General features: G+C 61.7%; 21 protein-coding genes. 10 read left to right on the forward strand and 11 right to left on the reverse strand.

Annotated elements, in window-relative coordinates; translation table 11 throughout:
* Positions 1–172 precede the first annotated feature (172 nt).
* Positions 173–565: a GFA family protein gene (locus IF199_RS11665; RefSeq protein ID WP_192560457.1), complete on the forward strand. Its 393-nt coding sequence runs from the start codon at positions 173–175 to the stop codon at positions 563–565.
* A gap of 38 nt (positions 566–603) precedes the next feature.
* On the opposite strand, the gene IF199_RS11670 is transcribed toward IF199_RS11665, so the two are convergent.
* Positions 604–1434 (reverse strand): alpha/beta fold hydrolase, encoded by an 831-nt coding sequence (locus tag IF199_RS11670; RefSeq protein WP_192560458.1) that lies wholly within the window; start codon positions 1432–1434, stop codon positions 604–606.
* 227 nt (positions 1435–1661) lie between these two features.
* Between IF199_RS11670 and IF199_RS11675 the strand changes: the two genes are divergently transcribed.
* From IF199_RS11675 to IF199_RS11700, 6 genes are all read left to right on the forward strand, one after another.
* On the forward strand, positions 1662–2594 hold the full coding sequence (locus tag IF199_RS11675; protein ID WP_192560459.1) for an acetoacetate decarboxylase family protein: 933 nt from the start codon (positions 1662–1664) through the stop codon (positions 2592–2594).
* Positions 2591–3274 carry a type 1 glutamine amidotransferase domain-containing protein gene (locus IF199_RS11680; RefSeq protein ID WP_096820523.1) on the forward strand — a complete coding sequence of 228 codons (684 nt, stop codon included), beginning with the start codon at positions 2591–2593 and terminating at the stop codon, positions 3272–3274. The genes IF199_RS11675 and IF199_RS11680 overlap by 4 nt, the downstream gene beginning before the upstream one ends.
* 136 nt (positions 3275–3410) lie before the next feature.
* Positions 3411–3866, forward strand: a complete 456-nt coding sequence (locus IF199_RS11685) for a (2Fe-2S)-binding protein (protein WP_010459764.1) — start codon at positions 3411–3413, stop codon at positions 3864–3866.
* A 17-nt stretch (positions 3867–3883) separates the two neighbouring features.
* Positions 3884–6046 carry a xanthine dehydrogenase family protein molybdopterin-binding subunit gene (locus tag IF199_RS11690; RefSeq protein ID WP_192560460.1) on the forward strand — a complete coding sequence of 721 codons (2163 nt, stop codon included), beginning with the start codon at positions 3884–3886 and terminating at the stop codon, positions 6044–6046.
* Position 6047: 1 nt separating this feature from the next.
* The gene (locus tag IF199_RS11695) at positions 6048–6626 is read left to right on the forward strand and encodes a hypothetical protein (protein ID WP_096820525.1); all 579 of its coding nucleotides are present in this window, start codon (positions 6048–6050) and stop codon (positions 6624–6626) included.
* Positions 6627–6687: 61 nt separating this feature from the next.
* The gene (locus IF199_RS11700) at positions 6688–7653 is read left to right on the forward strand and encodes a sensor domain-containing diguanylate cyclase (RefSeq protein WP_102621896.1); all 966 of its coding nucleotides are present in this window, start codon (positions 6688–6690) and stop codon (positions 7651–7653) included.
* A 3-nt stretch (positions 7654–7656) separates the two neighbouring features.
* Here the strand turns inward: IF199_RS11700 and IF199_RS11705 are convergent, their stop codons facing one another.
* Positions 7657–8082: a VOC family protein gene (locus tag IF199_RS11705; protein WP_192560461.1), complete on the reverse strand. Its 426-nt coding sequence runs from the start codon at positions 8080–8082 to the stop codon at positions 7657–7659.
* Positions 8083–8194: 112 nt separating this feature from the next.
* Here IF199_RS11705 and IF199_RS11710 point away from each other — a divergent pair, with 112 nt between their 5' ends.
* Positions 8195–9058 carry a LysR family transcriptional regulator gene (locus IF199_RS11710; RefSeq protein WP_192560462.1) on the forward strand — a complete coding sequence of 288 codons (864 nt, stop codon included), beginning with the start codon at positions 8195–8197 and terminating at the stop codon, positions 9056–9058.
* Positions 9059–9101: 43 nt separating this feature from the next.
* Here IF199_RS11710 and fabI read toward each other — a convergent pair whose 3' ends face one another.
* From fabI to gloB, 8 genes are all read right to left on the reverse strand, one after another.
* On the reverse strand, positions 9102–9896 hold the full coding sequence (gene fabI, locus IF199_RS11715; protein ID WP_003202751.1) for an enoyl-ACP reductase FabI: 795 nt from the start codon (positions 9894–9896) through the stop codon (positions 9102–9104).
* 19 nt (positions 9897–9915) lie between these two features.
* Positions 9916–11526, reverse strand: coding sequence for an ABC transporter ATP-binding protein (locus IF199_RS11720; protein WP_192560463.1), 1611 nt, complete (start codon positions 11524–11526; stop codon positions 9916–9918).
* 1 nt (position 11527) lies between these two features.
* Positions 11528–12547, reverse strand: a complete 1020-nt coding sequence (locus IF199_RS11725; RefSeq protein ID WP_096820530.1) for an ABC transporter permease — start codon at positions 12545–12547, stop codon at positions 11528–11530.
* 1 nt (position 12548) lies between these two features.
* Positions 12549–13622: a microcin C ABC transporter permease YejB gene (locus IF199_RS11730; RefSeq protein ID WP_192560464.1), complete on the reverse strand. Its 1074-nt coding sequence runs from the start codon at positions 13620–13622 to the stop codon at positions 12549–12551.
* Between the two features lie 4 nt (positions 13623–13626).
* Positions 13627–15468, reverse strand: a complete 1842-nt coding sequence (locus tag IF199_RS11735; RefSeq protein ID WP_192560465.1) for an extracellular solute-binding protein — start codon at positions 15466–15468, stop codon at positions 13627–13629.
* A complete protein-coding gene (locus IF199_RS11740) occupies positions 15465–17297 on the reverse strand; it encodes an extracellular solute-binding protein (RefSeq protein ID WP_096820532.1) in 1833 nt (610 codons plus the stop codon). Before IF199_RS11740 ends, IF199_RS11735 begins: the two co-directional genes overlap by 4 nt.
* Before the next feature lie 164 nt (positions 17298–17461).
* Entirely contained in the window at positions 17462–18931 is a 1470-nt protein-coding gene (locus tag IF199_RS11745) for a transglycosylase SLT domain-containing protein (protein ID WP_096820533.1), read from the reverse strand.
* A gap of 99 nt (positions 18932–19030) precedes the next feature.
* Entirely contained in the window at positions 19031–19798 is a 768-nt protein-coding gene (gloB, locus tag IF199_RS11750; protein WP_192560466.1) for a hydroxyacylglutathione hydrolase, read from the reverse strand.
* Between the two features lie 65 nt (positions 19799–19863).
* Between gloB and IF199_RS11755 the strand changes: the two genes are divergently transcribed.
* Together IF199_RS11755 and rnhA are read left to right on the forward strand one after the other, a co-directional pair.
* Entirely contained in the window at positions 19864–20622 is a 759-nt protein-coding gene (locus tag IF199_RS11755; RefSeq protein WP_011333614.1) for a methyltransferase domain-containing protein, read from the forward strand.
* Between the two features lie 92 nt (positions 20623–20714).
* On the forward strand, positions 20715–21176 hold the full coding sequence (rnhA, locus tag IF199_RS11760; RefSeq protein WP_096820534.1) for a ribonuclease HI: 462 nt from the start codon (positions 20715–20717) through the stop codon (positions 21174–21176).
* Here rnhA and IF199_RS11765 read toward each other — a convergent pair whose 3' ends face one another.
* Complete coding sequence (locus tag IF199_RS11765) at positions 21177–21482, reverse strand: DUF2388 domain-containing protein (RefSeq protein ID WP_192560467.1); 306 nt, start codon at positions 21480–21482, stop codon at positions 21177–21179.
* Between the last annotated feature and the right edge of the window lie 137 nt (positions 21483–21619).

The raw sequence follows: 21619 nt of genomic DNA on the forward strand, positions 1-21619 counted from the left end.
GGTTGCGACCGCCACGCTTGGATAGAGCGCGCTGGTGAGCATCGTGAGGGGATCGAGCGCCATGAACGGACGGGTCTGCCTGGATAGTGGTAATGGGCCACGATTGTAAGCGTTCGCCCAGTGGGCTGCTATTTTCACTCACCGGTTATTCCATTTTCAGGCGAGGTGTTCCATGGACCGGTTTACTGGCGGTTGTCTGTGCGGCGAGGTGCGGATCGAGGCGTCGGGGCGACCTTACCGTGTCGGGATTTGTCACTGCCTCGATTGCCGAAAACACCATGGGGCGCTGTTTCATGCATCGGCGATCTTTCCCGAGGATGCGGTGGCGATCAGCGGCGAAACCCGGGACTATGCCGGGCGACATTTCTGCCCGCGCTGCGGGTCGTCGGTGTTCGGCCGCAGCGGCGATGAAGTCGAGGTGAATCTGGGCGCGCTGGATGCGCCCGATCAATTGCAGCCGACTTACGAACTCTGGACGGTGCGTCGCGAGTCGTGGCTGCCGGCGTTTCCATTGGCCAGACACTATGTGGGTAATCGCGAGGCAACGGGGAGAACCGAAGAGTAGCCGGGGGCAGGTATCGCACCTGACCCCGGCCAATAAAATCAGCCGCGAATAAAGGCCAGCAGATCCGCGTTGATCGTTGGCGCTTCTGTGGTCGGCATCCCGTGAGGGAAGCCCGGATAAATCTTCAGCGTGCTGTTCTTCAGCAATTTCGCTGACAGCACACCGGCGTTTTCATAGGGCACGATCTGGTCGTCATCGCCGTGCATCACCAGCACCGGGATCGAGATGCTTTTCAGGTCGGCGGTGAAGTCGGTCTGCGAGAAAGCAACGATCCCGTCGTAGTGCGCCTTGGCGCCGCCCATCATCCCTTGGCGCCACCAGTTCAGGACTACGGCCTCCGAAGGCTTGGCCCCGGGCCGGTTGTAGCCATAGAACGGACCGGCCGGCACATCGTGATAGAACTGCGCACGATTGGCCGCCAATTGGGCCTGAAGATCGTCGAACACCGACTTTGGAAGACCCCCCGAATTGCTTTCGGTTTTCACCATCAGCGGCGGCACCGCGCTGATGATTGCGGCTTTGGAGACCCGATCCTCGCCATGCCGGGCGATGTAATGGATGACTTCGCCGCCACCGGTGGAGTGGCCGACATGCACGGCTTTCTGCGTCCCCAGATGATTGACCACCGCCGCCACGTCGTCGGCGTAGTGATCCATGTCGTGACCGTCCCAGACCTGGCTCGAACGCCCGTGACCCCGTCGGTCGTGGGCCACGACCCGGAAGCCCTGAGCGAGGAAGAACAGCATCTGCGCATCCCAGTCGTCCGCGCTGAGCGGCCAGCCGTGATGGAAATGGATCACCGGGGCGTCTTTCGGACCCCAGTCCTTGTAGAAGATCTCGACGCCGTCTTTCGTTGTGACATAGCCCATGTTCGCTACTCCTGAAGAATGCGGAACGGAAACGTGAAGGGGTGAAGACAAGCGTTATGAACTCTAGGATTGAAGTGCACTTTAAGGTCAAGCAAGTTCCGAACGGTCATCGCTGGCGTGAATGGTGGGCCATAGCCGTTGTGCGCTTGACCTTAAAGTTTGGTTGAACCTTAGAGTGGCGCTGACCGGCCACCTGCCGGGCCACTCATCGAGAAAGGTCAGCGAACATGAGCAAGCGCTTTACAGAAGTCGAATTCGGATCGCACAAGGTCGAGGTGCCGGAGGGCGGCTACTACGACCGTTTTCGTATGAACCCCAATCTCGACGAAGTGGCCCGGGACAAGGCTGCCGGCAATATCGACTTCTTCCGGCGCATTCCCAAGCAGCAGGTCGCTTCGAGAGTCGGCCCGACCTGGGCGCCGAACTTCTATTACCGTTCCGGCAGCGTGCAGTTGCTGTTCCTGGCGCCGCTGGACCGTCTGCGCGCTACCTTGCCTGCGCCGCTTGAACCGCTGCGGGCATTTCCCGGTTATGGGCTGGTGGCGCTGACATTTTTCTCCTACTCGGTTTGCGACAACGACCCGTACGACGAAGTCTCCGTGGCGATTGTCGTGCGCCGCCCCGGTGCCCAAGGCTCCCACGCGCTGGAACTGATGGACGCCATGCGCCGGCGCAGCTTCACCGCCCATGTGCTGGCGCTGCCGGTGAACACCGAAATCGCCCGGGTGCGCGGCGTGCACGGCTATCAACTGCCCAAGTGGCGCGCCGACATCAACGTGAACATCGGCACCAGCGTCAGCGCCCGTATTGACGGGCCCAAGGGCCTGCCGGACCTGGTCCTGAAAGCGCCGCTGCCGACCCTGAAAAACGTTACGCCGCAATCGCGCATGAGCACCGCCACCATGATTCATCAGGTCGATGGCCTGTGGCATCAGAGCGTGGTGCAGAGCAACACACTATCCTTTGCCCAACGCCTGTTTCCGCGCGATGTGCAGCTGGATCGCAACGGCGGCCCCCTGAGCCAGTTGCTCGATGGCCTCGGGGCTTCGCGGATCCTGCGTCTGGACGTGATCAAGGACGCCCAGATCGTGCTCAACCTGCCCGTGCCGCTGACGGCGTTCGGTCAGGTCGGTGTCACCCCAAGAGAGGCTGCCAAATGACACGTCGAATCCTGCACGTCGTGACCAATGTCGCCCACTATGTCGACCCGACCGAACCCACCGGGTTATGGCTCGGGGAGTTGACCCATGCCTGGCAGGTGTTCGCGGAAAAAGGCTTCGAGCAGCGACTGGTCAGCCCCAGGGGCGGGCGGAGTCCACTGGAGCCTCGGGCATTGAAGTGGCCGATGCTCGACCGCTCGGCCAAGGCCTGGCTGAACGATCCGGCGAGCATGGCGCTGCTGGCGAACACCGCCAGCCCGGAGCAGATCGACAGCGCGGATTACGACGCCATCTATTTCACCGGCGGGCACGCGGTGATGTGGGACTTTCCCGACGACCCCGGCCTGCAACGGCTGACCCGGGAGATCTTCGAGCGCGGCGGGATCGTTTCGTCGGTCTGTCATGGTTATTGCGGGTTGCTCAATACGCGGTTGTCGGACGGCAGCCTGCTGGTGGCGGGGCGCAAGGTCACCGGTTACTCGTGGATGGAAGAAGTGCTGGCCGGTGTCGCGAAAAAAGTGCCGTACGACTCCGAGCAACAGATGAAGGATCGCGGGGCGCGCTACGAAAAGGCGTTTCTGCCATTCACCTCGAATGTGGTGACCGACGGCAAACTGGTGACCGGACAGAACCCGCAATCGGCCAAAGCCACGGCGCAACAAGTAGCCGCGATGCTGTAGATCCATGACCGGTGGTCGCGGCGGCTGGTCGTCGGGGCAAAATGCGCTTAGCTGAAAGGGATAAGTCGAGGTGTGCACGGCATCGAATGCTGTCGCAACGCCCCTTCAGAACACCGTGAGTCTGAGGAAATTCCCGATGCTGACCTTGAACATCAATGGCAAGGATCAGGAGCTCGATGTCCCCGCGGACATGCCGTTGCTCTGGGTTCTGCGCGATGTCGCGCACCTGACCGGCACCAAGTTCGGTTGCGGCATGGCCCAGTGCGGGGCCTGCACCGTGCATGTCGATGGCGCACCGCTGCGCTCGTGCATCACGCCGGCCACCGCCGTCGCCCATGGCCAGAAAATCCTCACCATCGAAGGTCTTTCGACCGACGGCTCGCACCCGGTGCAACAGGCCTGGGCCGAACTGGACGTGGTGCAGTGCGGTTACTGCCAGTCCGGGCAGATCATGTCCGCCGCCGCGTTGCTGGCGAAGATCCCAAAACCCACCGACAGCGATATCGATCAGGCGCTCTCCGGCAACATCTGCCGTTGCGGTACCTACCCGAGAATCCGCGCGGCGGTCAAACGTGCCGCTGAAATCGGTTAAGCGAGGGGAGGTGAGTGATGAACAGTCCTGTATCCCGTCGCGGATTTCTCAAGGGCAGTGCCGTGCTTGGCGGTGGTCTCGTCGTGGCGTTCGTGGTGCCCGGTGGCAACCGGTTTGCCACAGCGGCGGAAAATGAAGGCAAGGCATTTGCGCCGAACGCGTTCCTGCGGATTGCGCCGGACAACAGCGTCACCGTGCTGCTCGGCCATTCGGAAATGGGCCAGGGCATCTGGACCGGCCTGACCATGCTGATCGCCGAAGAGCTGGACGCCGACTGGTCGAAGATCCGCGTCGAGCACTCGCCGGCCTCGGCTGCCGATTACGGCATGCCGGCGTTTGGCGGGATGCAGATCACCGGCGGCTCCACTTCAACCTGGATGGAATTCGACCGTTACCGACTCGCAGGCGCTACGGCGCGGCAGATGCTGATCGAGGCGGCGGCCAAGCGTTTCAACGTGGCGCCGTCGACGATCCGCACCGAATCCGGCGTGGTGATTGCCGGCGACAACCGCGCCACTTACGGCGAACTGGCGGACGCCGCCGGGCAACTGCCGGTGCCGGATCCGAAGTCGATTACCTTCAAGGAAGCCAAGGACTGGAAAGTCATCGGCAAACCCACCAGACGCCTCGACACCCCGGAGAAAATCACCGGCCGTGCGAAGTTCGGCATGGACGTGCAGTTCGACGGACTGATGACGGCGATGGTCGCGCGCGCCCCGGTGTTCGGCGCCACGGTGAAATCCTTTGAAGGTGCGCAGGCACTGGCCGTTCCCGGCGTGCACAAAGTGGTGCAGGTGCCGACCGGCGTGGCGGTGATCGCCGATCATTACTGGGCGGCGAAACTGGGGCGCGATGCGCTGAAGGTTGACTGGGATCTGGGGCCGCACGCGGATCTCAGCAGCGAAAAGCTGCTGGAGAGCTTCCGCAAACTCGCCGCCACACCGGGTATTTCCGCCAGTCAGGCCGGTGATGCCAAGGGCGGCTTTGGCAAAGCAGCGAAGAAAATCGATGTCGAGTACAGCGTGCCTTATCTGGCTCATGCGCCGATGGAACCGCTGAACTGCACGGTGAAGATCAGCGCCGACAAGTGCGAGATCTGGACCGGCACCCAGTTTCAGACGCTGGACCAAATGGTTGCCGGCAAGATCACCGGATTGAAACCGGAGCAGGTGGAAATTCATACCGAATTCCTTGGCGGTGGTTTCGGTCGGCGGGCCAACCCGACGTCGGACTTTGTCGCCGAAGCGGTGCAGGTGGCGAAGGCCGCCGCGATGCCGGTGAAAACCGTGTGGTCGCGGGAGGATGATATCCGGGGCGGTTATTACCGTTCGGCGTTTTTGCATCGGGCCAGGATTGGGCTGGGAGCCGATGGCATGCCGCTGGCGTGGCAGCATGTGCTGGTCGGGCAGTCGATCATGGCCGGCACCATGCTGGAAAAAACCATGGTCAAGAACGGCGTCGATCAGACGTCGGTCGAGGGTGTGTCTGACAGTCCGTACATTACAGGCCTCGCCAATCATCAGGTCGATCTGCATTCGCCAACCACCGGGATCAACGTGTTGTGGCTGCGCTCCGTGGGTCATAGCCACACGGCGTTTGTCATGGAATCGCTGATCGATGAAATGGCCGCGGCGGCGGGCAAGGACCCGGTGGAGTACCGGCGAACCTTGCTCAAGGATCACGCCCGGCATCTCGGCGTGTTGAATCTGGCGGTGGAAAAGGCCAACTGGAAAGCGCCGCTGCCGGACGGGCATGCATTGGGCGTGGCGGTGCACGAGTCGTTCGGCAGTTACGTGGCGCAAGTCGCCGAGGTGTCGCAGGACAATCTGAAGATCCGCGTGCACCGGGTGGTGTGTGCGGTGGATTGCGGGATTGCGGTCAACCCGCAGAGCATCGCGGCGCAGATGGAATCGTGCATCACCTTCGGCCTGGGCATGGCGTTGCACAGCAAGCTGACGCTCAAGGACGGCCGTGTCGTGCAGTCCAACTATCACGACTATCAAGTGCTGCGCCTGAACGAGATGCCGGTGGTCGAAGTGCACATCGTGCCGAGCACGGACAAGCCCGGCGGCATCGGCGAGGCCGGTGTGCCGCCGACTGCACCAGCGGTGGCCAACGCGGTGTTCGCCCTGACCGGGCAGCGTCTGCGGGAACTGCCGCTGCAACTGTCGGGGGTGTGAGATGAAACGACATCTGTTGTTGGGCGCTGTGATGCTGGTCGGGCTGGGCGGCTATGCATCGGATCTGTTCGCCGACGATCAGGAGGCCTTGAAAGCCTTCGGCACGGTGCAGAAAGTCTTCCAGAGCCCGCGCTGCCAGAACTGCCACATTCCTGGCGATTCGCCGTTGCAGTTCGACGCCGGCACGCCCCACGCGATGAACGTGGTGCGCGGCATGGACGGCAAGGGCGCCGCTGGTTTGCCGTGTGCCACCTGCCACGCCGAAAGCAATCCGCCGGCCAGTTATGGCCCCCACGCGCCACCGGGTGCGCCGCACTGGAGCCTGCCGCCGGCCTCGCACAAGATGGCCTGGATCGGCCTGCCGCCGGATCGCTTGTGCGCGATGATCAAGGACCGCAGCAGCAACGGCGACCGGGACTTCGCCGCGCTGATCAAGCACGTCAGTGAGGACAAACTGGTGCTCTGGGGCTGGAATCCCGGGCCGGGGCGGCAACCGGTGCCGGTGCCCCACGACATCTTCGTCAGTCAGTTCAAGCTCTGGGCGGACGCGGGTGGGCCGTGTCCGGTGGCCGGCGGATGAGCATTTGAGTCATCGCCAATCAGGGCTACGCTGAAGGTCACTGATAACAAGGGAGTGTGTGATGCTGGTGCCAGGCAAACCCGTCAATGAAGCGGCTCGAGTGCAAGCGCTGTATGGATTGAACCTCCTCGATTCCGCCCCCGAAGAACGCTTCGATCGTCTGACTCGATTGGCCAGGCGGCTGTTCAACGTACCGATCGCGCTGGTGACGCTGGTGGACAAGGATCGGCAGTGGTTCAAGTCCTGCGTAGGCCTGGACGCGACCGAAACCCCACGGGACGTTTCGTTCTGCGGCCATGCGATTCTCAAGGATGAATTGCTGCTGGTGCCCGATGCCCGTCAGGACGTGCGTTTTCACGACAATCCTTTGGTGATCGGCGACCCGAATATCCGCTTCTACGCCGGTTATCCGCTGACCGTGCCCAACGGCAACAAGATGGGCACCTTGTGCCTGATCGACACCAAGCCCCGGGAACTCGACGACGAAGAGCGTGACTTGCTGCGCGATCTCGCCGGGATGGCCGAGCAGGAGCTGATGGCCGTGCAGATGGCGAGCATGGACGAGCTGACGCTGTTGTCCAACCGACGCGGGTTCATGATGCTGGCCCAGCATGCGCTGGATGCCTGCGCACGGATGGGTAAGCCGGCGACGCTGCTGTTTTTCGACCTCAACGACTTCAAGCAGATCAACGACCTCTACGGTCATGCCGAGGGCGACAGCGCGCTCAAGACCTTCGCCGATGTGTTGCGTATTGCCTTTCGTGAGAGCGACGTGGTCGGGCGGTTGGGAGGCGATGAGTTCGTGGCGCTGCTGACCGGTTCCAGCCACATCGAAACCACGGCGATCATGGCGCGACTCAAGGAAATCCTCGAAGAGCGCAATGCCACGTTGCATAGGGGTTATGCGATTCGCTTCAGTGTCGGCCAGATCGAGTACGACCCACGGCGGCATGACACCGTGGATAAGCTGCTGGCGGATGCGGATGGGGCGATGTATGCCCACAAGCAAGCCCTGAAGCGAATCTGACGCTTATTTGGCAAACAACTGTCCGATGTCCTTGAACGCCTTGAACTCCAGGGCGTTCCCGCAGGGGTCGAACAAAAACATCGTGGCCTGTTCGCCCACCAATCCCTGAAAACGAATCCCCGGCTCGATCACGAACCGCGTGCCCAGTGATTTCAGGCGTTCGGCCAGGGCGTGCCATTCCTCCATCCCCAGCACCACACCGAAATGCGGCACCGGGACGTCGTGTCCGTCCACGGCGTTGGTGTGGGCGGCTTCCTGCGAGGCGTTTTTCGGCGCCAGGTGAATCACCAGTTGATGGCCGAAGAAGTTGAAATCGACCCAGTGATCGCTGGAACGACCCTCTTCGAGGCCAAACACTTCACGGTAAAAATGCCGGGCGGCGGCGAGGTCATACACGGGAATGGCCAGATGGAAGGGGCTGAGTGGCATGGAGTTGGTCTCGATCAACGGTTGGGTGAATCCAGTCTAGCGCTGTGCATTTCGATTGAAAGACGATAGTTTTTGCGCCGAGCTCAAATTATTTCGATCAGTCGAGGTGCCCATGCTGCGTGAACTCAAGACCTTTCTGGCGGTGGCGCAGCACGGTACGTTTGCCGCGGCGGGCTTGCATGTCGGCCTGACGCAATCGGCGGTCAGCGCGCAGATCCGCAATCTGGAACAGACTTTGGGTGTGCGCCTATTTGATCGCACCGGCCGTCAGGCAATTCTCAATCCGGCAGGGCAGCGCGCCGTACCGATGGCGCAGGAAATGCTCGCCACCTTCAGCCGCATGGCGATCAGTGAGGACGCCAGCGAGTTTCGCGGCGAGCTGAGAATCGGCGCCGTGGCGACCGCACAGACCGGGCTGTTGCCTCAGGCCTTGCTGCGCTTGCGCCAACAGGCACCGGGCGTGGAGCCGAAACTGGTGCCGGGTGTGTCGTTGAACCTGCTGAGCCAGGTGGATGCCGGGGAGGTCGATCTGGCGATCATGATCAAGCCGCCGTTCGAATTGCCCAAGGAGCTGTCGGCGCAGGTGATGCGGCGCGAGCCGTTCGTGCTGATCGTGCCGCCCGGCGTCGAGGGAAACGATCCGCTGCAACTGCTGGTCGAGCATCCTCACGTGCGTTATGACCGCAACTCGTTTGGTGGACGGCTGGTGACGCGGTTTCTGCGTGAGCAGCGGATAGATGTCCAAGTAGCGCTGGAGCTGGATGAGCTGGAAGCGATCGTGAAGATGGTCGAGTGCGGGCTCGGCGTTTCATTGCTGCCCAAGGCCGGGTTGTGGCTTGAGCATCCGCTGAAGGTGAGGGTGATCGAATTGGGTGAGCTGACGTTCTATCGGGAGATGGTGCTGTTGCAGCGTTATAGCCAGCGCCGTCAGCCGATTCAGCAGTTGTTCGCCCGTTGCCTGGAATCGCAGGCATGAAAAAGCCCGCCAATCGGCGGGCTTTTTATCGGCAGCGCGAAGATTACTCTTCGATATTGCCCATGGCGGTGGTGTTGAAGCCGCCGTCCACGTACATGATTTCACCGCTGATGCCCGACGCCAGGTCGGAGCACAGGAAGGCGCCGGCGTTGCCGACTTCTTCGATGGTGACGTTGCGGCGCAGTGGGGTTTGCGCTTCGTTGGCGGCCAGCATCTTGCGGAAGTTCTTGATGCCCGAAGCGGCCAGGGTGCGGATCGGACCGGCCGATACGCAGTTGACGCGGGTACCGTCCGGGCCCAGGGAGCCGGCCAGGTAACGGACGCCGGCTTCCAGCGAAGCCTTGGCCATGCCCATCACGTTGTAGTTAGGCATGGTGCGCTCGGCGCCCAGGTACGACAGGGTCAGCAGGCTGCCGTTGCGGCCTTTCATCATTTCGCGACCGGCCTTGGCCAGGGCCACGAAGCTGTAGGCGCTGATGTCGTGAGCGATGCGGAAACCTTCGCGGGTGGTGGCTTCGGTGAAGTCGCCATCCAGTTGGTCGCCCGGTGCGAAGCCGACGGAGTGCACGATGCAGTCCAGGCCGTCCCACTTCTTGCTCAGTTCTTCGAAGACCTTGGCGATTTCTTCATCGCTGGCCACGTCGCACGGGAAGCACAGCTCAGGGCTCGAGCCCCAGCCCTGTGCGAATTCTTCGACACGACCTTTCAGTTTGTCGTTCTGATAAGTGAAGGCAAGCTCAGCGCCCTCGCGATGCATGGCGGCAGCGATGCCGGATGCGATGGACAGCTTGCTGGCGACACCGACGATCAGTACGCGCTTACCGGCGAGAAAACCCATGTGTTGCTCCTCTTTCAGGTTATTGCGCAGTGGCTGGTGCCAGAAAAGCGGCTTCCAGCAACTGCTGTGTATACGGATGTTGGGGAGCGGCAAAGATTGCTTGCGCGTCTCCCTGTTCGACCACTTGGCCATGCTTGACCACCATCAACTGGTGGCTCAGCGCTTTCACAACAGCCAGATCATGGCTGATGAACAAATACGTCAGGTTGTACTTGGCTTGCAGTGAACGCAACAGCTCCACCACTTGCCGCTGCACCGTCCGGTCGAGCGCCGAAGTCGGCTCGTCCAGCAGGATCAGCGCCGGTTTGAGCACCAAAGCCCGGGCAATGGCGATACGCTGCCGCTGCCCACCGGAAAATTCATGGGGGTAGCGGTGCCGGGTTTCCGGATCCAGACCTACCTCCTTCAATGCCGCAATAATCGCCGCTTCCTGCTCGGCGGCGGTACCCATCTTGTGGATCCGCAAGCCTTCGCCAACGATGTCGCTCACGCACATCCGCGGGCTCAGGCTGCCAAACGGGTCCTGAAACACCACCTGCATCTCCCGACGCAACGGGCGAACCTCGTTCTGCGTCAGGCAGTCTAGCTGCTTGCCTTCAAAACGGATCGCGCCTTTGCTGCCGATGAGCCGCAAAATCGCCAAGCCCAGAGTGGACTTGCCGGAACCGCTTTCTCCCACGATCCCCAGGGTCTGACCCTGAGGCAGGCTGAAATTGATGCCGTCCACTGCCTTGACGTGATCCACCGTGCGCTTGAGCAGGCCTTTCTTGATCGGGAACCAGACTTTCAAGTCCTCGACCTGCAACAGCGGCGCCCCGATTTTATTGCTCGCCGGGCCTCCGCTGGGCTCCGCCGCCAGCAGCTCCCGAGTGTACGGATGCTGCGGAGAACGGAACAGCTCTTCGCACGATGCCTGTTCGACGATGCAACCGCGCTGCATGACACATACGCGATGCGCAATTCTTCGCACCAGGTTCAAATCGTGACTGATCAGTAGCAGCGCCATGCCCAATCGAGCCTGCAATTCCTTGAGCAGGTCGAGGATTTTCAGCTGAACGGTCACGTCCAGCGCGGTGGTCGGCTCGTCGGCGATCAGCAGTTCCGGCTCGTTGGCCAGGGCCATGGCGATCATCACCCGCTGGCGCTGACCGCCGGACAATTCGTGGGGCAGGGCCTTGAGGCGCTTGTGCGGCTCGGGGATGCCGACCATCTCCAGCAACTCCAGCGTACGCTTGGTCGCGACTTTGCCGGTCAGGCCCTTGTGGATGCCGAGCACTTCGTTGATCTGCTTTTCGATCGAGTGCAGCGGGTTGAGCGAGGTCATTGGCTCCTGGAAGATCATCGCGATCCGGTTGCCGCGGATGTGGCGGATGGTCTTTTCGCTCAGTTCCAGCAGGTTCTGCCCGGAATAGGTGATGCTGCCCGCAGGATGACGGGCCAGCGGGTAGGGCAGCAGGCGCAGGATCGAGTGCGCCGTCACCGACTTGCCCGAGCCGGACTCGCCGACCAGGGCCAGGGTTTCGCCGCGCTTGATGTCGAAGCTGACGCCCTCGACCACTCGGTGCGAGCGCTCGCCCGTGCCGAATTCGACGGCGAGGTCGCGCACTTCGATCAGATTGTCCTGATTCATTTCACTTCCTCGGGTCGAAGGCATCGCGAGCGGACTCGCCGATAAACACCAGCAGACTCAACATCAGCGCCAGCACCGCAAACGCGCTCATGCCCAGCCACGGCGCCTGCAGGTTGGATTTGCCCTGGGCCACCAGTTCGCCCAGCGACGGACTGCCGGCCGGCAAGCCGAAGCCGAGGAAGTCCAGCGCGGTGAGGGTGCCGATGGCGCCGGTCAGGATGAACGGCATGAAGGTCATGGTCGAGACCATGGCGTTGGGCAGAATGTGGCGGAACATTATTGCGCCGTTCTGCATCCCCAGCGCCCGGGCCGCACGCACGTATTCGAGGTTGCGCCCGCGCAGGAACTCGGCGCGCACCACGTCCACCAGACTCATCCACGAGAACAGCAGCATGATCCCCAGCAGCCACCAGAAATTCGGCTGGACGAAACTGGCGAGAATGATCAGCAGGTACAGCACCGGCAAGCCCGACCAGATCTCCAGGAAGCGCTGGCCGGCCAGATCGACCCAGCCGCCATAGAAGCCCTGCAAGGCCCCGGCGATCACACCGATAATCGAGCTGAGCACGGTCAGTGTCAGGGCGAACAGCACCGAAATCCGGAAACCGTAGATCACCCGCGCCAACACATCGCGGCCCTGATCGTCGGTGCCCAGCAGGTTATCCGCTGACGGCGGGGCAGGGGCCGGGACTTTCAGGTCGTAGTTGATGCTCTGGTAGCTGAACGGAATCGGTGCCCACAGTACCCACGCGTCCTTGGCCTTGAGCAGTTCCTGGATGTACGGGCTCTTGTAGTTGGCTTCCAGAGGAAATTCGCCGCCGAAGGTGGTTTCCGGGTAACGCTTGACCGCCGGGAAGTACCAGTTGTTGTCGTAGTGCACCACCAGCGGCTTGTCGTTGGCGATCAGTTCGGCGCCGAGGCTCAGGCCGAACAGGATCAAAAACAGCCACAGCGACCACCAGCCACGCTTGTTGGCCTTGAACAGTTCGAAGCGCCGGCGGTTGAGAGGGGACAGGTTCATCTCAATGCTCCCGGCTGGCAAAGTCGATGCGCGGATCGACCAGGGTGTAGGTGAGGTCGCCGATCAGTTTCACCACCAGCCCCAGCAGGGTGAAGATGAACAGGGTGCCGAACACCACCGGGTAATCGCGGTTGATCGCCGCCTCGAAACTCATCAGGCCGAGGCCGTCGAGGGAGAAGATCACTTCCACCAGCAGGGAGCCTGTGAAGAAGATCCCGATGAACGCCGACGGGAACCCGGCGATCACCAGCAGCATCGCGTTGCGGAACACATGACGGTAGAGCACGCGGTGACGGGTCAGGCCCTTGGCCTTGGCGGTGACCACGTACTGCTTGTTGATCTCGTCGAGGAAGCTGTTTTTGGTCAGCAGGGTCATGGTTGCGAAGTTGCCGATTACCAGCGCGGTCACTGGCAGCGCCAGGTGCCAGAAGTAATCGAGGACCTTGCCGCCCAGGCTCAGCTCGTCGAAGTTGTTCGAGGTCAGGCCGCGTAAAGGAAACCAGTCCAGATAACTGCCACCGGCAAACACCACGATCAACAGGATCGCAAACAGAAACGCCGGAATCGCATAACCGACGATGATCGCCGAACTGGTCCAGACGTCGAAATGACTGCCGTGTCGCGTGGCCTTGGCGATCCCCAGCGGGATCGACACCAGGTACATGATCAGCGTGCTCCACAGCCCCAGCGAGATCGATACCGGCATCTTCTCCTTGATCAGGTCGATGACCTTGGCGTCGCGGAAGAAGCTGTCGCCGAAGTCCAGGGACGCATAGTTCTTGACCATGATCCACAGCCGTTCCGGCGCCGACTTGTCGAAACCGTACATGTGCTCGATTTCCTTGATCAGCGCCGGGTCCAGGCCTTGCGCGCCGCGATAGGCCGAGCCGGCCACCGACACTTCGGCGCCGCCGCCAGCGATGCGGCTGGTGGCGCCTTCGAAGCCTTCGAGCTTGGCGATCATCTGCTCCACCGGCCCGCCGGGCGCGGCCTGGATGATCACGAAGTTGATCAGCAGAATGCCGAACAGGGTCGGGATGATCAGCAACAGTCGCCGAAAAATATACGCCAGCATCTGATTACTCCGTGCCCACAGGGTCGGCTTGCAGTTGGGTTTGCACTTCTACCGCAGGTTTTGTGTCGGGTTTGACCCACCAGGTGTTAATGCCGATGTCGTACTTGGGGGAGACTTTCGGGTGGCCGATGTGGTTCCAGTACGCCACGCGCCAGCTCTTGATGTGCCAGTTGGGGATCACGTAGTAACCCCATTGCAGCACGCGGTCGAGAGCGCGGGCGTGGGCCACCAGGCTTTTGCGCGAATCGGCGTTGATCAGGTTCTCCACTAGATGATCGACCACCGGGTCCTTCAGGCCCATCGAGTTGCGGCTGCTCGGCTTGTCGGCGGCGGCGCTCATCCAGAATTCGCGTTGCTCGTTACCGGGTGAGTTGGACTGCGGAAAGCTGCCGACGATCATGTCGAAGTCCCGCGAACGCACACGGTTGACGTATTGCGAGACGTCGACGCGGCGGATCACCAGATCGATGCCAAGGTCCGCGAGGTTGCGTTTGAATGGCAGCAGCACCCGTTCGAATTCGGTCTGGGCCAGCAGGAATTCGATGACCACCGGTTTGCCGGTGGCGTCGACCATTTTGTCGTCGACGATCTTCCACCCGGCCTCTTGCAGCAGTTGATAGGCCTCGCGTTGCTGCAGGCGGATCATGCCGCTGGCGTCGGTCTTCGGGTTCTCGAAGGCTTCGCTGAACACCTGCGCCGGGAGCTGGCGGCGGAACGGGTCGAGGATCGCCAGTTGATCGGCGTCCGGCAGGCCGGTGGCGGCCATTTCCGAGTTCTCGAAGTAGCTGCGGGTGCGCACGTAGGCGCTGTTGAACAGTTGCTTGTTGGTCCATTCGAAGTCAAGCAACAGACCCAGTGCCTGACGCACGCGAAAGTCCTGGAACACCGGGCGACGCAGGTTGAAGACGAAGCCTTGCATGCCGGTCGGGTTGCCGTTGGGGATCAGTTCCTTGACCAGTCGGCCCTCGGTGACGGCCGGGATGTTGTAGGCGTTGGCCCAGTTCTTCGCGGTCATTTCCAGCCAGTAGTCGAACTGCCCGGCCTTCAGCGCTTCCAGTGCGACGGTGTTGTCGCGGTAATAGTCGGTGGTCAGCACGTCGAAGTTGTAGAACCCGCGATTGACCGGCAGGTCCTTGCCCCAGTAATCCTTGACCCGCTCGTAACGCACCGAGCGTCCGGCCTTCACTTCGGCGACCTTGTACGGGCCGCTGCCCAGCGGGATTTCCAGATTGCCCTTGTTGAAGTCGCGACTGGCCCACCAGTGTTTCGGCAGCACCGGCAACTGGCCAAGGATCAGCGGCAGCTCGCGATTGTTGTTGTGCTTGAACTTGAACAGCACCGTGAGCGGGTCTTCGGCGACGGCTTCTTCGACGTCGCTGTAGTAGCCGCGAAACATCGGCGAGCCTTCCTTGGTCAGGGTCTCGAAGCTGAACACCACGTCTTCGGCGCGCACCGGGTGACCGTCGTGGAAGCGCGCTTCGGGGTGCAAGTAGAAGCGCACCCAGCTGTTGTCCGGGGCCTTTTCGATCTTGCTGGCGATCAGGCCGTATTCGGTGAACGGCTCGTCGAGGCTGTGCTTGGTCAGGGTGTCGTAGATCTGCCCGACATCGTCCGCCGGCACGCCTTTGCTGATGAATGGATTGAGGCTGTCGAAGCCGCCAAAACCGGCCTGACGGAAAATCCCGCCCTTGGGCGCGTCGGCGTTCACGTAATCGAAGTGCTTGAAGTCGGCGGGGTATTTCGGCGGCTCGTTGTACAGCGTCACGGCGTGTTGCGGGGCGGCGCAGGCCAGCCCGGCGAACAACAGGCCGCAAGCCTGCACGAGCAGGGTGCGAACGGCGTTCATTGACCTTTCTCCGAAGATTTCAGCCACCACGCGCTCAGGCCCAGGGTGTAGGGCGGCGTGCTGACGAAGGCGAACCGGTTGCGGTACGCCAGACGGTGATAATTGAGGTACCAGTTGGGAATGCTGTAGTGCTGCCAGAGCAGCACGCGGTCCAGCGCCTTGCCGGCGGCGACCTGTTCGTCGCGGGTGCGGGCGGCGAGCAATTGCTCGAGCAGATGATCGACCACCGGGTTGGCGATGCCCGCGTAATTCTTGCTGCCCTTGACCCCGACCTGGCTGGAATGGAAGTACTGCCACTGTTCCAGACCCGGGCTGAGGGTCTGGTTGAGGGTCATGAGGATCATGTCGAAATCGAACTGATCCAGGCGTTGTTTGTACTGGGCGCGGTCCACCGTGCGCAGGCGTGCGTCGATGCCGATGCTGTTGAGGTTTTCAATGTACGGTTGAAGGATCCGCTCAAGGTTCGGATTGACCAGCAGCAGTTCGAAACTCAGCGGTTGGCCGGCAGCGTTCTGCAAGCGCTGGCCATTGAGCTTCCAGCCAGCCTCGGCCAGCAATGCGAGGGCCTTGCGCATGGTTTCACGGGGAATGCCGCGCCCGTCGGTCTGCGGCAGCGTGAACGGCTCGGTGAACAGTCGGGCCGGCAATTGATCCTTGTACGGTTTGAGCATCAGCCATTCGTGACCGACCGGCAGACCGCTGGCGCTGAATTCGCTGTTGGGGTAGTAACTGGTGGTGCGCTTGTAGGCGTCGCTGAACAGCGCGCGGTTGGTCCACTCGAAGTCGAACATCAGGCCCAACGCCTCACGAACCTTCACCTCGGCGAAAGTCGGGCGGCGGGTGTTCATGAACAAGCCCTGGCTCTGGGTCGGGATCTGGTGCGGGATCTGCGCCTTGATCACATCGCCACGACGGATCGCCGGGAAGTTGTAGCCGTTGGCCCAGTTCTTCGCCTGATGCTCGATGTAGATGTCGAACTCACCGGCCTTAAAGGCTTCGAAGGCCACGTCGCTGTCGCGGTAGAACTCGACTTCCATGCGATCGAAGTTGTACTTGCCGCGATTGACCGGCAAATCCTTGCCCCAGTAATCCTTGACCCGCTCGAACACCAGTTGCCGCCCCGGCGTCACCGAGGTGATGCGGTACGGTCCGCTGCCCAGCGGCGGTTCGAACGTGGTGGCCTTGAAGTCGCGGCCCTTCCAGTAATGCTGGGGCAGCACCGGCAACTCGCCCAGACGCAGGATCAGCAGCGGGTTGCCCGAGCGTTTCATCACGAAACGAATGCGCTGCGGGTTGAGGATGTCGACCCGCAACACTTCCTGAAGGGCGGTGCGATACAGCGGATGACCTTCCTTGAGCAACAGGCGATAGGAGAACGCCACGTCGTAGGCGGTGATCGGCGTGCCGTCGTGGAAACGTGCTTCGGGGCGCAGGTTGAACACCACCCAGCTGCGGTCTTCGCTGTATTCCACCGATTGAGCGATCAGGCCATAGCTGGAGGCCGGTTCATCGCCGGAAGGCGAATACTGGCCGGTGCCGACCATCAGCGGCTCGTTCAGCTCGTTGATGCCGTATTGCAGGAAATTCGGGGTGGTGACCGGGCTGGTGCCCTTGAAGGTGTAGGGATTCAGCGTATCGAAGGTGCCAAACGCCATCACCCGCAAGGTGCCGCCCTTGGGCGCTTGCGGGTTGACCCAGTCGAAGTGGGTAAATCTGGCCGGGTACTTGAGCGTGCCGAACTGCGCATAACCGTGACTTTCGGTGATCGTCGCGCTGACGGGGGAGCTCAAGGCCAGGCTGATCAGGAGCAGGAGGAGGGGACGCTTCAAGTCAGATCCGATCCAGGCGGCTTGGGCTTTGTGGGCCGTACAGTAACAGCTTGTATGGACAGGAAAAAGACAGGGGGGTAATGCGCGCTTAATTGTGGGAGTCGCTGGCGGCGAAGGCAAAAAATGACAGGCAAAAAAAGCCCCTGAAATTCAGGGGCTCTTTATCAGTGCGGCTGGTAAACCGTGAGCATCTGCCCAGGCTTGAGCGCCTTGCCAGCGCCCGGGTTCCAGCGCTTGAGATGCTGCATCTCGACGTTGAAACGCTTGGCCACCACGTACAGCGTGTCGCCTTGCTTGACCTTGTATTGGGTCTGTTTCTGGTTGTCGGTCTTGCTGCTGGTCTTGCTGTTGGCGGCCAGCACCGTGTTGATGCGTCCGCCGCTGGTGTTGCGGGCCGGCGTGCGCTTGGTGGTGTCCTGCATGACCAGGGTCTGGCCGACCTTGAGGTTCTTGCCGGTCATCTTGTTCCAGCGTTGCAGGTCCTTGACGTCGACCTTGTTGGCCTTGGCGATGGACGCGAGGTTGTCACCGCGTTTGACCCGGTAGGCACGCTTGAGCTTCGCGACTTCGGTCGGATCGGCGCCTTCGAAGACCGGTTTCAGCGATCGAGGGCTGATCAGTTCTTCAGGACGCATGGTCTGCAGGCTGGCGGTCAGCAGCTGCGCCTTCGAGGTCGGCACCAGCAGGTGCTGCGGGCCGTCGATGGTGGTGCGCTGCTTGAAGGCCGGGTTGAGCTGGAACAGCTCGTCTTCGTCGATGTTGGCCACCGCTGCAACCTTGGACAGGTCCATGCGCTGGTTGATTTCGACGACCTGGAAATACGGTTCGTTGGCGATCGGGTTGAGGTTCACCCCGTAGGCTTCCGGCGACAGCACCACTTGCGACAGCGCCAGCAGTTTCGGCACGTAGGCCTGGGTTTCTGCCGGCAGCGGCAGGTTCCAGTAGTCGGTCGGAAGACCCAGTCGCTCGTTGCGTTCGATGGCGCGGCTGACTGTGCCTTCGCCGGCGTTGTAGGCCGCCAGGGCCAGCAGCCAGTCACCGTTGAACATGTCGTGCAGACGGGTCAGGTAATCCATCGCTGCCGTGGTCGAGGCAGTGATGTCGCGACGGCCGTCGTAGAAACGGGTCTGGCGCAGGTTGTAGTAACGCCCGGTGGAAGGGATGAATTGCCAGAGACCCACCGCGTCGGCCCGGGAATAGGCCATCGGGTTGTAGGCGCTTTCAATCACTGGCAGCAGCGCCAGTTCCAGCGGCATGTTGCGTTCTTCGAGGCGCTCGACGATGTAATGAATGTAGAGGCTGCCGCGTTCCCCGGCGTTCTCGAGAAAGGAAGGGTTACTGGCGAACCACAGGCGCTGTTGCTCAATGCGCGGGTTCACGCCCAGGCCTTCCTGGAGCTGGAAACCACCGCGCATGCGCTCCCAGATGTCCTGGGGCACCTGCGGGCTGGGCTTCTCGGACAACCAGATGGGCTTCTGCTTGGCTCGCGCAGCAATGTTCGGCGTATGGGTCGCTTCAGTCTGCGGAGCATGGCTGGAACAGCCCGCCAGCGTGGCGGACACAGCCACCGCGATGGCTTGCGCCAGGCGGGTCAATGCGTCTGAATTGACGGACTTACGTATGGATGACGACATTGGCTGGAAGTAAGTTCCGGGCAAAAATGTCGGGGGATTCTAGAAAGCGCACCCCCTGCGGTCAACCATTCAGAGTTTTTGTACCAAGTGGTGAACGGCTTAGAACTTATCTTTCCAAGCCCGCAGAGCCGCAAAAACCTCACTCGGCGCCCGGTTTTGAGCGCCATTCCGTTCGTCCACTTTTTGTTTAACTAATGTTTCACCGGTACGCAAAAACGGGTTTGTGAGCTTTTCCAGGGCCAGGGTCGAGGGCAGGGTCATGACGCCGTTCTGCCGTTGCTGGGTGACTTTTTCCAGACGGGCGGCAATGTTCGGGTTGCCCGGTTCCACGGCGGCGGCAAATTTCAGGTTGCTCAGGGTGTATTCGTGAGTGCAGTAGACCAGCGTGTCCTCGGGCAGCGACGCCAGACGACCGAGCGAATGGTGCATTTGCTCCGGCGTGCCTTCGAACAACCGGCCGCAACCGGCGGCGAACAGGGTGTCGCCGCAGAACAGCAGGCCGTGGTGGTAATAGGCGATGTGCCCCAGGGTATGGCCGGGAACGGCGTAGACATCGAAATCCCAGCCGAGCACACGCACCTTGTCGTTGTCCTTGAGCGCCACATCACGCCCGGGAATGCTTTCGCTGGCCGGCCCGTAGACCGTGGCATCGGTTGCCTGCTTCAGCGTTTCGACGCCGCCGACATGATCATGGTGATGATGAGTGATCAGAATATCGGCGAGCACCCAGCCCGGATGCGCAGCGAGCCATGCCTGCACAGGGGCGGCATCCCCCGGATCGACCACCGCGCAACGCTGGGTGGCATGATCCTGTAACAACCAGATGTAGTTGTCGGTGAAGGCGGGCAGGGCACTGATCTGTATCATCTTCGGATTCGCCAAGCAGGTAACATTGGCGCATCTTAGAGGTTCCTGGCGTGTTGGAGAATGCAATGATCGATAAAGCGTTCGCTCAGGCCGATCCTGACTGGCTCGCCCTGATCGGTGCGGCCCGTGAGTGGCTGTCCGGCCCCCTCGGGCAATTTCTGCTGGACGAAGAGCGCCGCATGCTCGAAGACGAGCTCGGCCGGTTCTTCGGCGGCTATCTGGTGCATTACGGCCCGTCCGCCGAAACGCCGCCGTCGGCGCCGCAGGTGCAGCGCAACGTGCGGCTTGGCGCACCATTGCCCGGTGTCGAGATCGTCTGCGAGGAACAGGCCTGGCCGTTGAGCGAGCACGCCGCCGACGTGGTGGTGTTGCAGCATGGCCTGGATTTCTGCCTGTCGCCCCACGGTTTGCTGCGTGAAGCGGCCAGCAGCGTGCGCCCCGGCGGGCATCTGCTGATCGTCGGCATCAACCCCTGGAGCACCTGGGGCCTGCGTCATGTGTTCGCTCATGACGCCTTGCATCAGGCGCGCTGCATCTCGCCGTCACGGGTCGCCGACTGGCTCAACCTGCTGGGCTTCGCGCTGGAGAAACGCCGCTTCGGGTGCTATCGTCCGCCGCTCGCGTCACCCAAGTGGCAGGCCCGTCTGGCCGGCTGGGAACGCAAGGCCGGCGACTGGCAACTGTCGGGCGGCGGCTTCTATCTGCTGGTTGCGCGCAAGATCGTGGTCGGCCTGCGTCCGGTGCGCCAGGAGCGCCGCGAGCCGATGGGCAAGCTGATTCCGCTGCCGATGGCCAAGGTCAATCGCCGCCGTATCGAACCGTAAACCTTCTTTTATTTGTGGCCGGGTCTGTCCCGGCCTCGGCCATCGTCGATCCGTGATCGACGGGGCAACGCATTTTTTCTGGATAGATTGGCATGAGCGAAAGCGTCGATAGCGTAGAACTGTTCACTGATGGCGCCTGCAAGGGCAACCCCGGCCCCGGCGGCTGGGGCGCCTTGCTGGTGTGCAAGGGCGTCGAAAAGGAACTGTGGGGCGGCGAAGCCAACACCACCAACAACCGCATGGAACTGCTCGGTGCGATCCGCGGCCTGGAAGCCCTCAAGCGTCCGTGCGAAGTGCTGCTGGTGACCGACTCGCAATACGTGATGAAAGGCATCAACGAGTGGATGGCCAACTGGAAGAAGCGCGGCTGGAAAACCGCCGCCAAAGAGCCTGTGAAAAACGCCGACCTGTGGAAAGAGCTGGACGAGCAGGTCAATCGCCACAAAGTCACCTGGAAATGGGTGCGCGGCCACATCGGCCACCACGGCAACGAACGCGCCGACCAGTTGGCCAACCGTGGTGTGGATGAGATTCGCGGCTACAAGCAGGACTGATCAGAGCATCAAAATGGCGCCGGCCAGTTGCAGGTCGGTGGCGGGCAGTTCCGGCAACAGGCTGCGAATCCGCTGGAACGCCGCTTCCATCTGCGCGCCGCGAATGTCCCCGTTGCTGGCAACAAAGGCCGCTGCATCATCCTTGGAGGCCAGCACGATTTTGTCGTCCTTGAACGAACCGCTGGTGCCTTTGCTGGAGCTGAGCGTAAGGCTCAGGGTGATGTCGGTGCTGATGACGAAGCTAGTGGCGTGGGCGTCAGCTATCAGCAAACAGCCGCCGAGCAGTAAAATCCGTGCAGTCTTCATGAGGTGCCTGAGTCCGTGAGAAACAAGCCGCGCACGCTAACAAGCCGGTTTCCCCCAGACTTTATGAACATTGCTAATGATTGTTAAAAACTGCATGAGCGCCGATCACCAGAGCGTGGGCGACGCGCGCCACGGGC

The organism is Pseudomonas allokribbensis (assembly GCF_014863605.1).
Lineage (GTDB): Bacteria > Pseudomonadota > Gammaproteobacteria > Pseudomonadales > Pseudomonadaceae > Aquipseudomonas > Aquipseudomonas allokribbensis.

Coding starts and splice junctions, on each gene's coding strand:
- IF199_RS11745 (WP_096820533.1), bottom strand. CDS start 18,931: ATGTCGTCATCCATACGTAAGTCCGTCAATTCAGACGCATTGACCCGC.
- gloB (WP_192560466.1), bottom strand. CDS start 19,798: ATGATACAGATCAGTGCCCTGCCCGCCTTCACCGACAACTACATCTGG.
- fabI (WP_003202751.1), bottom strand. CDS start 9,896: ATGGGTTTTCTCGCCGGTAAGCGCGTACTGATCGTCGGTGTCGCCAGC.
- IF199_RS11705 (WP_192560461.1), bottom strand. CDS start 8,082: ATGCCACTCAGCCCCTTCCATCTGGCCATTCCCGTGTATGACCTCGCC.
- IF199_RS11730 (WP_192560464.1), bottom strand. CDS start 13,622: ATGCTGGCGTATATTTTTCGGCGACTGTTGCTGATCATCCCGACCCTG.
- IF199_RS11720 (WP_192560463.1), bottom strand. CDS start 11,526: ATGAATCAGGACAATCTGATCGAAGTGCGCGACCTCGCCGTCGAATTC.
- IF199_RS11710 (WP_192560462.1), top strand. CDS start 8,195: ATGCTGCGTGAACTCAAGACCTTTCTGGCGGTGGCGCAGCACGGTACG.
- IF199_RS11755 (WP_011333614.1), top strand. CDS start 19,864: ATGATCGATAAAGCGTTCGCTCAGGCCGATCCTGACTGGCTCGCCCTG.
- rnhA (WP_096820534.1), top strand. CDS start 20,715: ATGAGCGAAAGCGTCGATAGCGTAGAACTGTTCACTGATGGCGCCTGC.
- IF199_RS11665 (WP_192560457.1), top strand. CDS start 173: ATGGACCGGTTTACTGGCGGTTGTCTGTGCGGCGAGGTGCGGATCGAG.
- IF199_RS11700 (WP_102621896.1), top strand. CDS start 6,688: ATGCTGGTGCCAGGCAAACCCGTCAATGAAGCGGCTCGAGTGCAAGCG.
- IF199_RS11695 (WP_096820525.1), top strand. CDS start 6,048: ATGAAACGACATCTGTTGTTGGGCGCTGTGATGCTGGTCGGGCTGGGC.
- IF199_RS11690 (WP_192560460.1), top strand. CDS start 3,884: ATGAACAGTCCTGTATCCCGTCGCGGATTTCTCAAGGGCAGTGCCGTG.
- IF199_RS11765 (WP_192560467.1), bottom strand. CDS start 21,482: ATGAAGACTGCACGGATTTTACTGCTCGGCGGCTGTTTGCTGATAGCT.
- IF199_RS11670 (WP_192560458.1), bottom strand. CDS start 1,434: ATGGGCTATGTCACAACGAAAGACGGCGTCGAGATCTTCTACAAGGAC.
- IF199_RS11675 (WP_192560459.1), top strand. CDS start 1,662: ATGAGCAAGCGCTTTACAGAAGTCGAATTCGGATCGCACAAGGTCGAG.
- IF199_RS11735 (WP_192560465.1), bottom strand. CDS start 15,468: ATGAACGCCGTTCGCACCCTGCTCGTGCAGGCTTGCGGCCTGTTGTTC.
- IF199_RS11680 (WP_096820523.1), top strand. CDS start 2,591: ATGACACGTCGAATCCTGCACGTCGTGACCAATGTCGCCCACTATGTC.
- IF199_RS11685 (WP_010459764.1), top strand. CDS start 3,411: ATGCTGACCTTGAACATCAATGGCAAGGATCAGGAGCTCGATGTCCCC.
- IF199_RS11725 (WP_096820530.1), bottom strand. CDS start 12,547: ATGAACCTGTCCCCTCTCAACCGCCGGCGCTTCGAACTGTTCAAGGCC.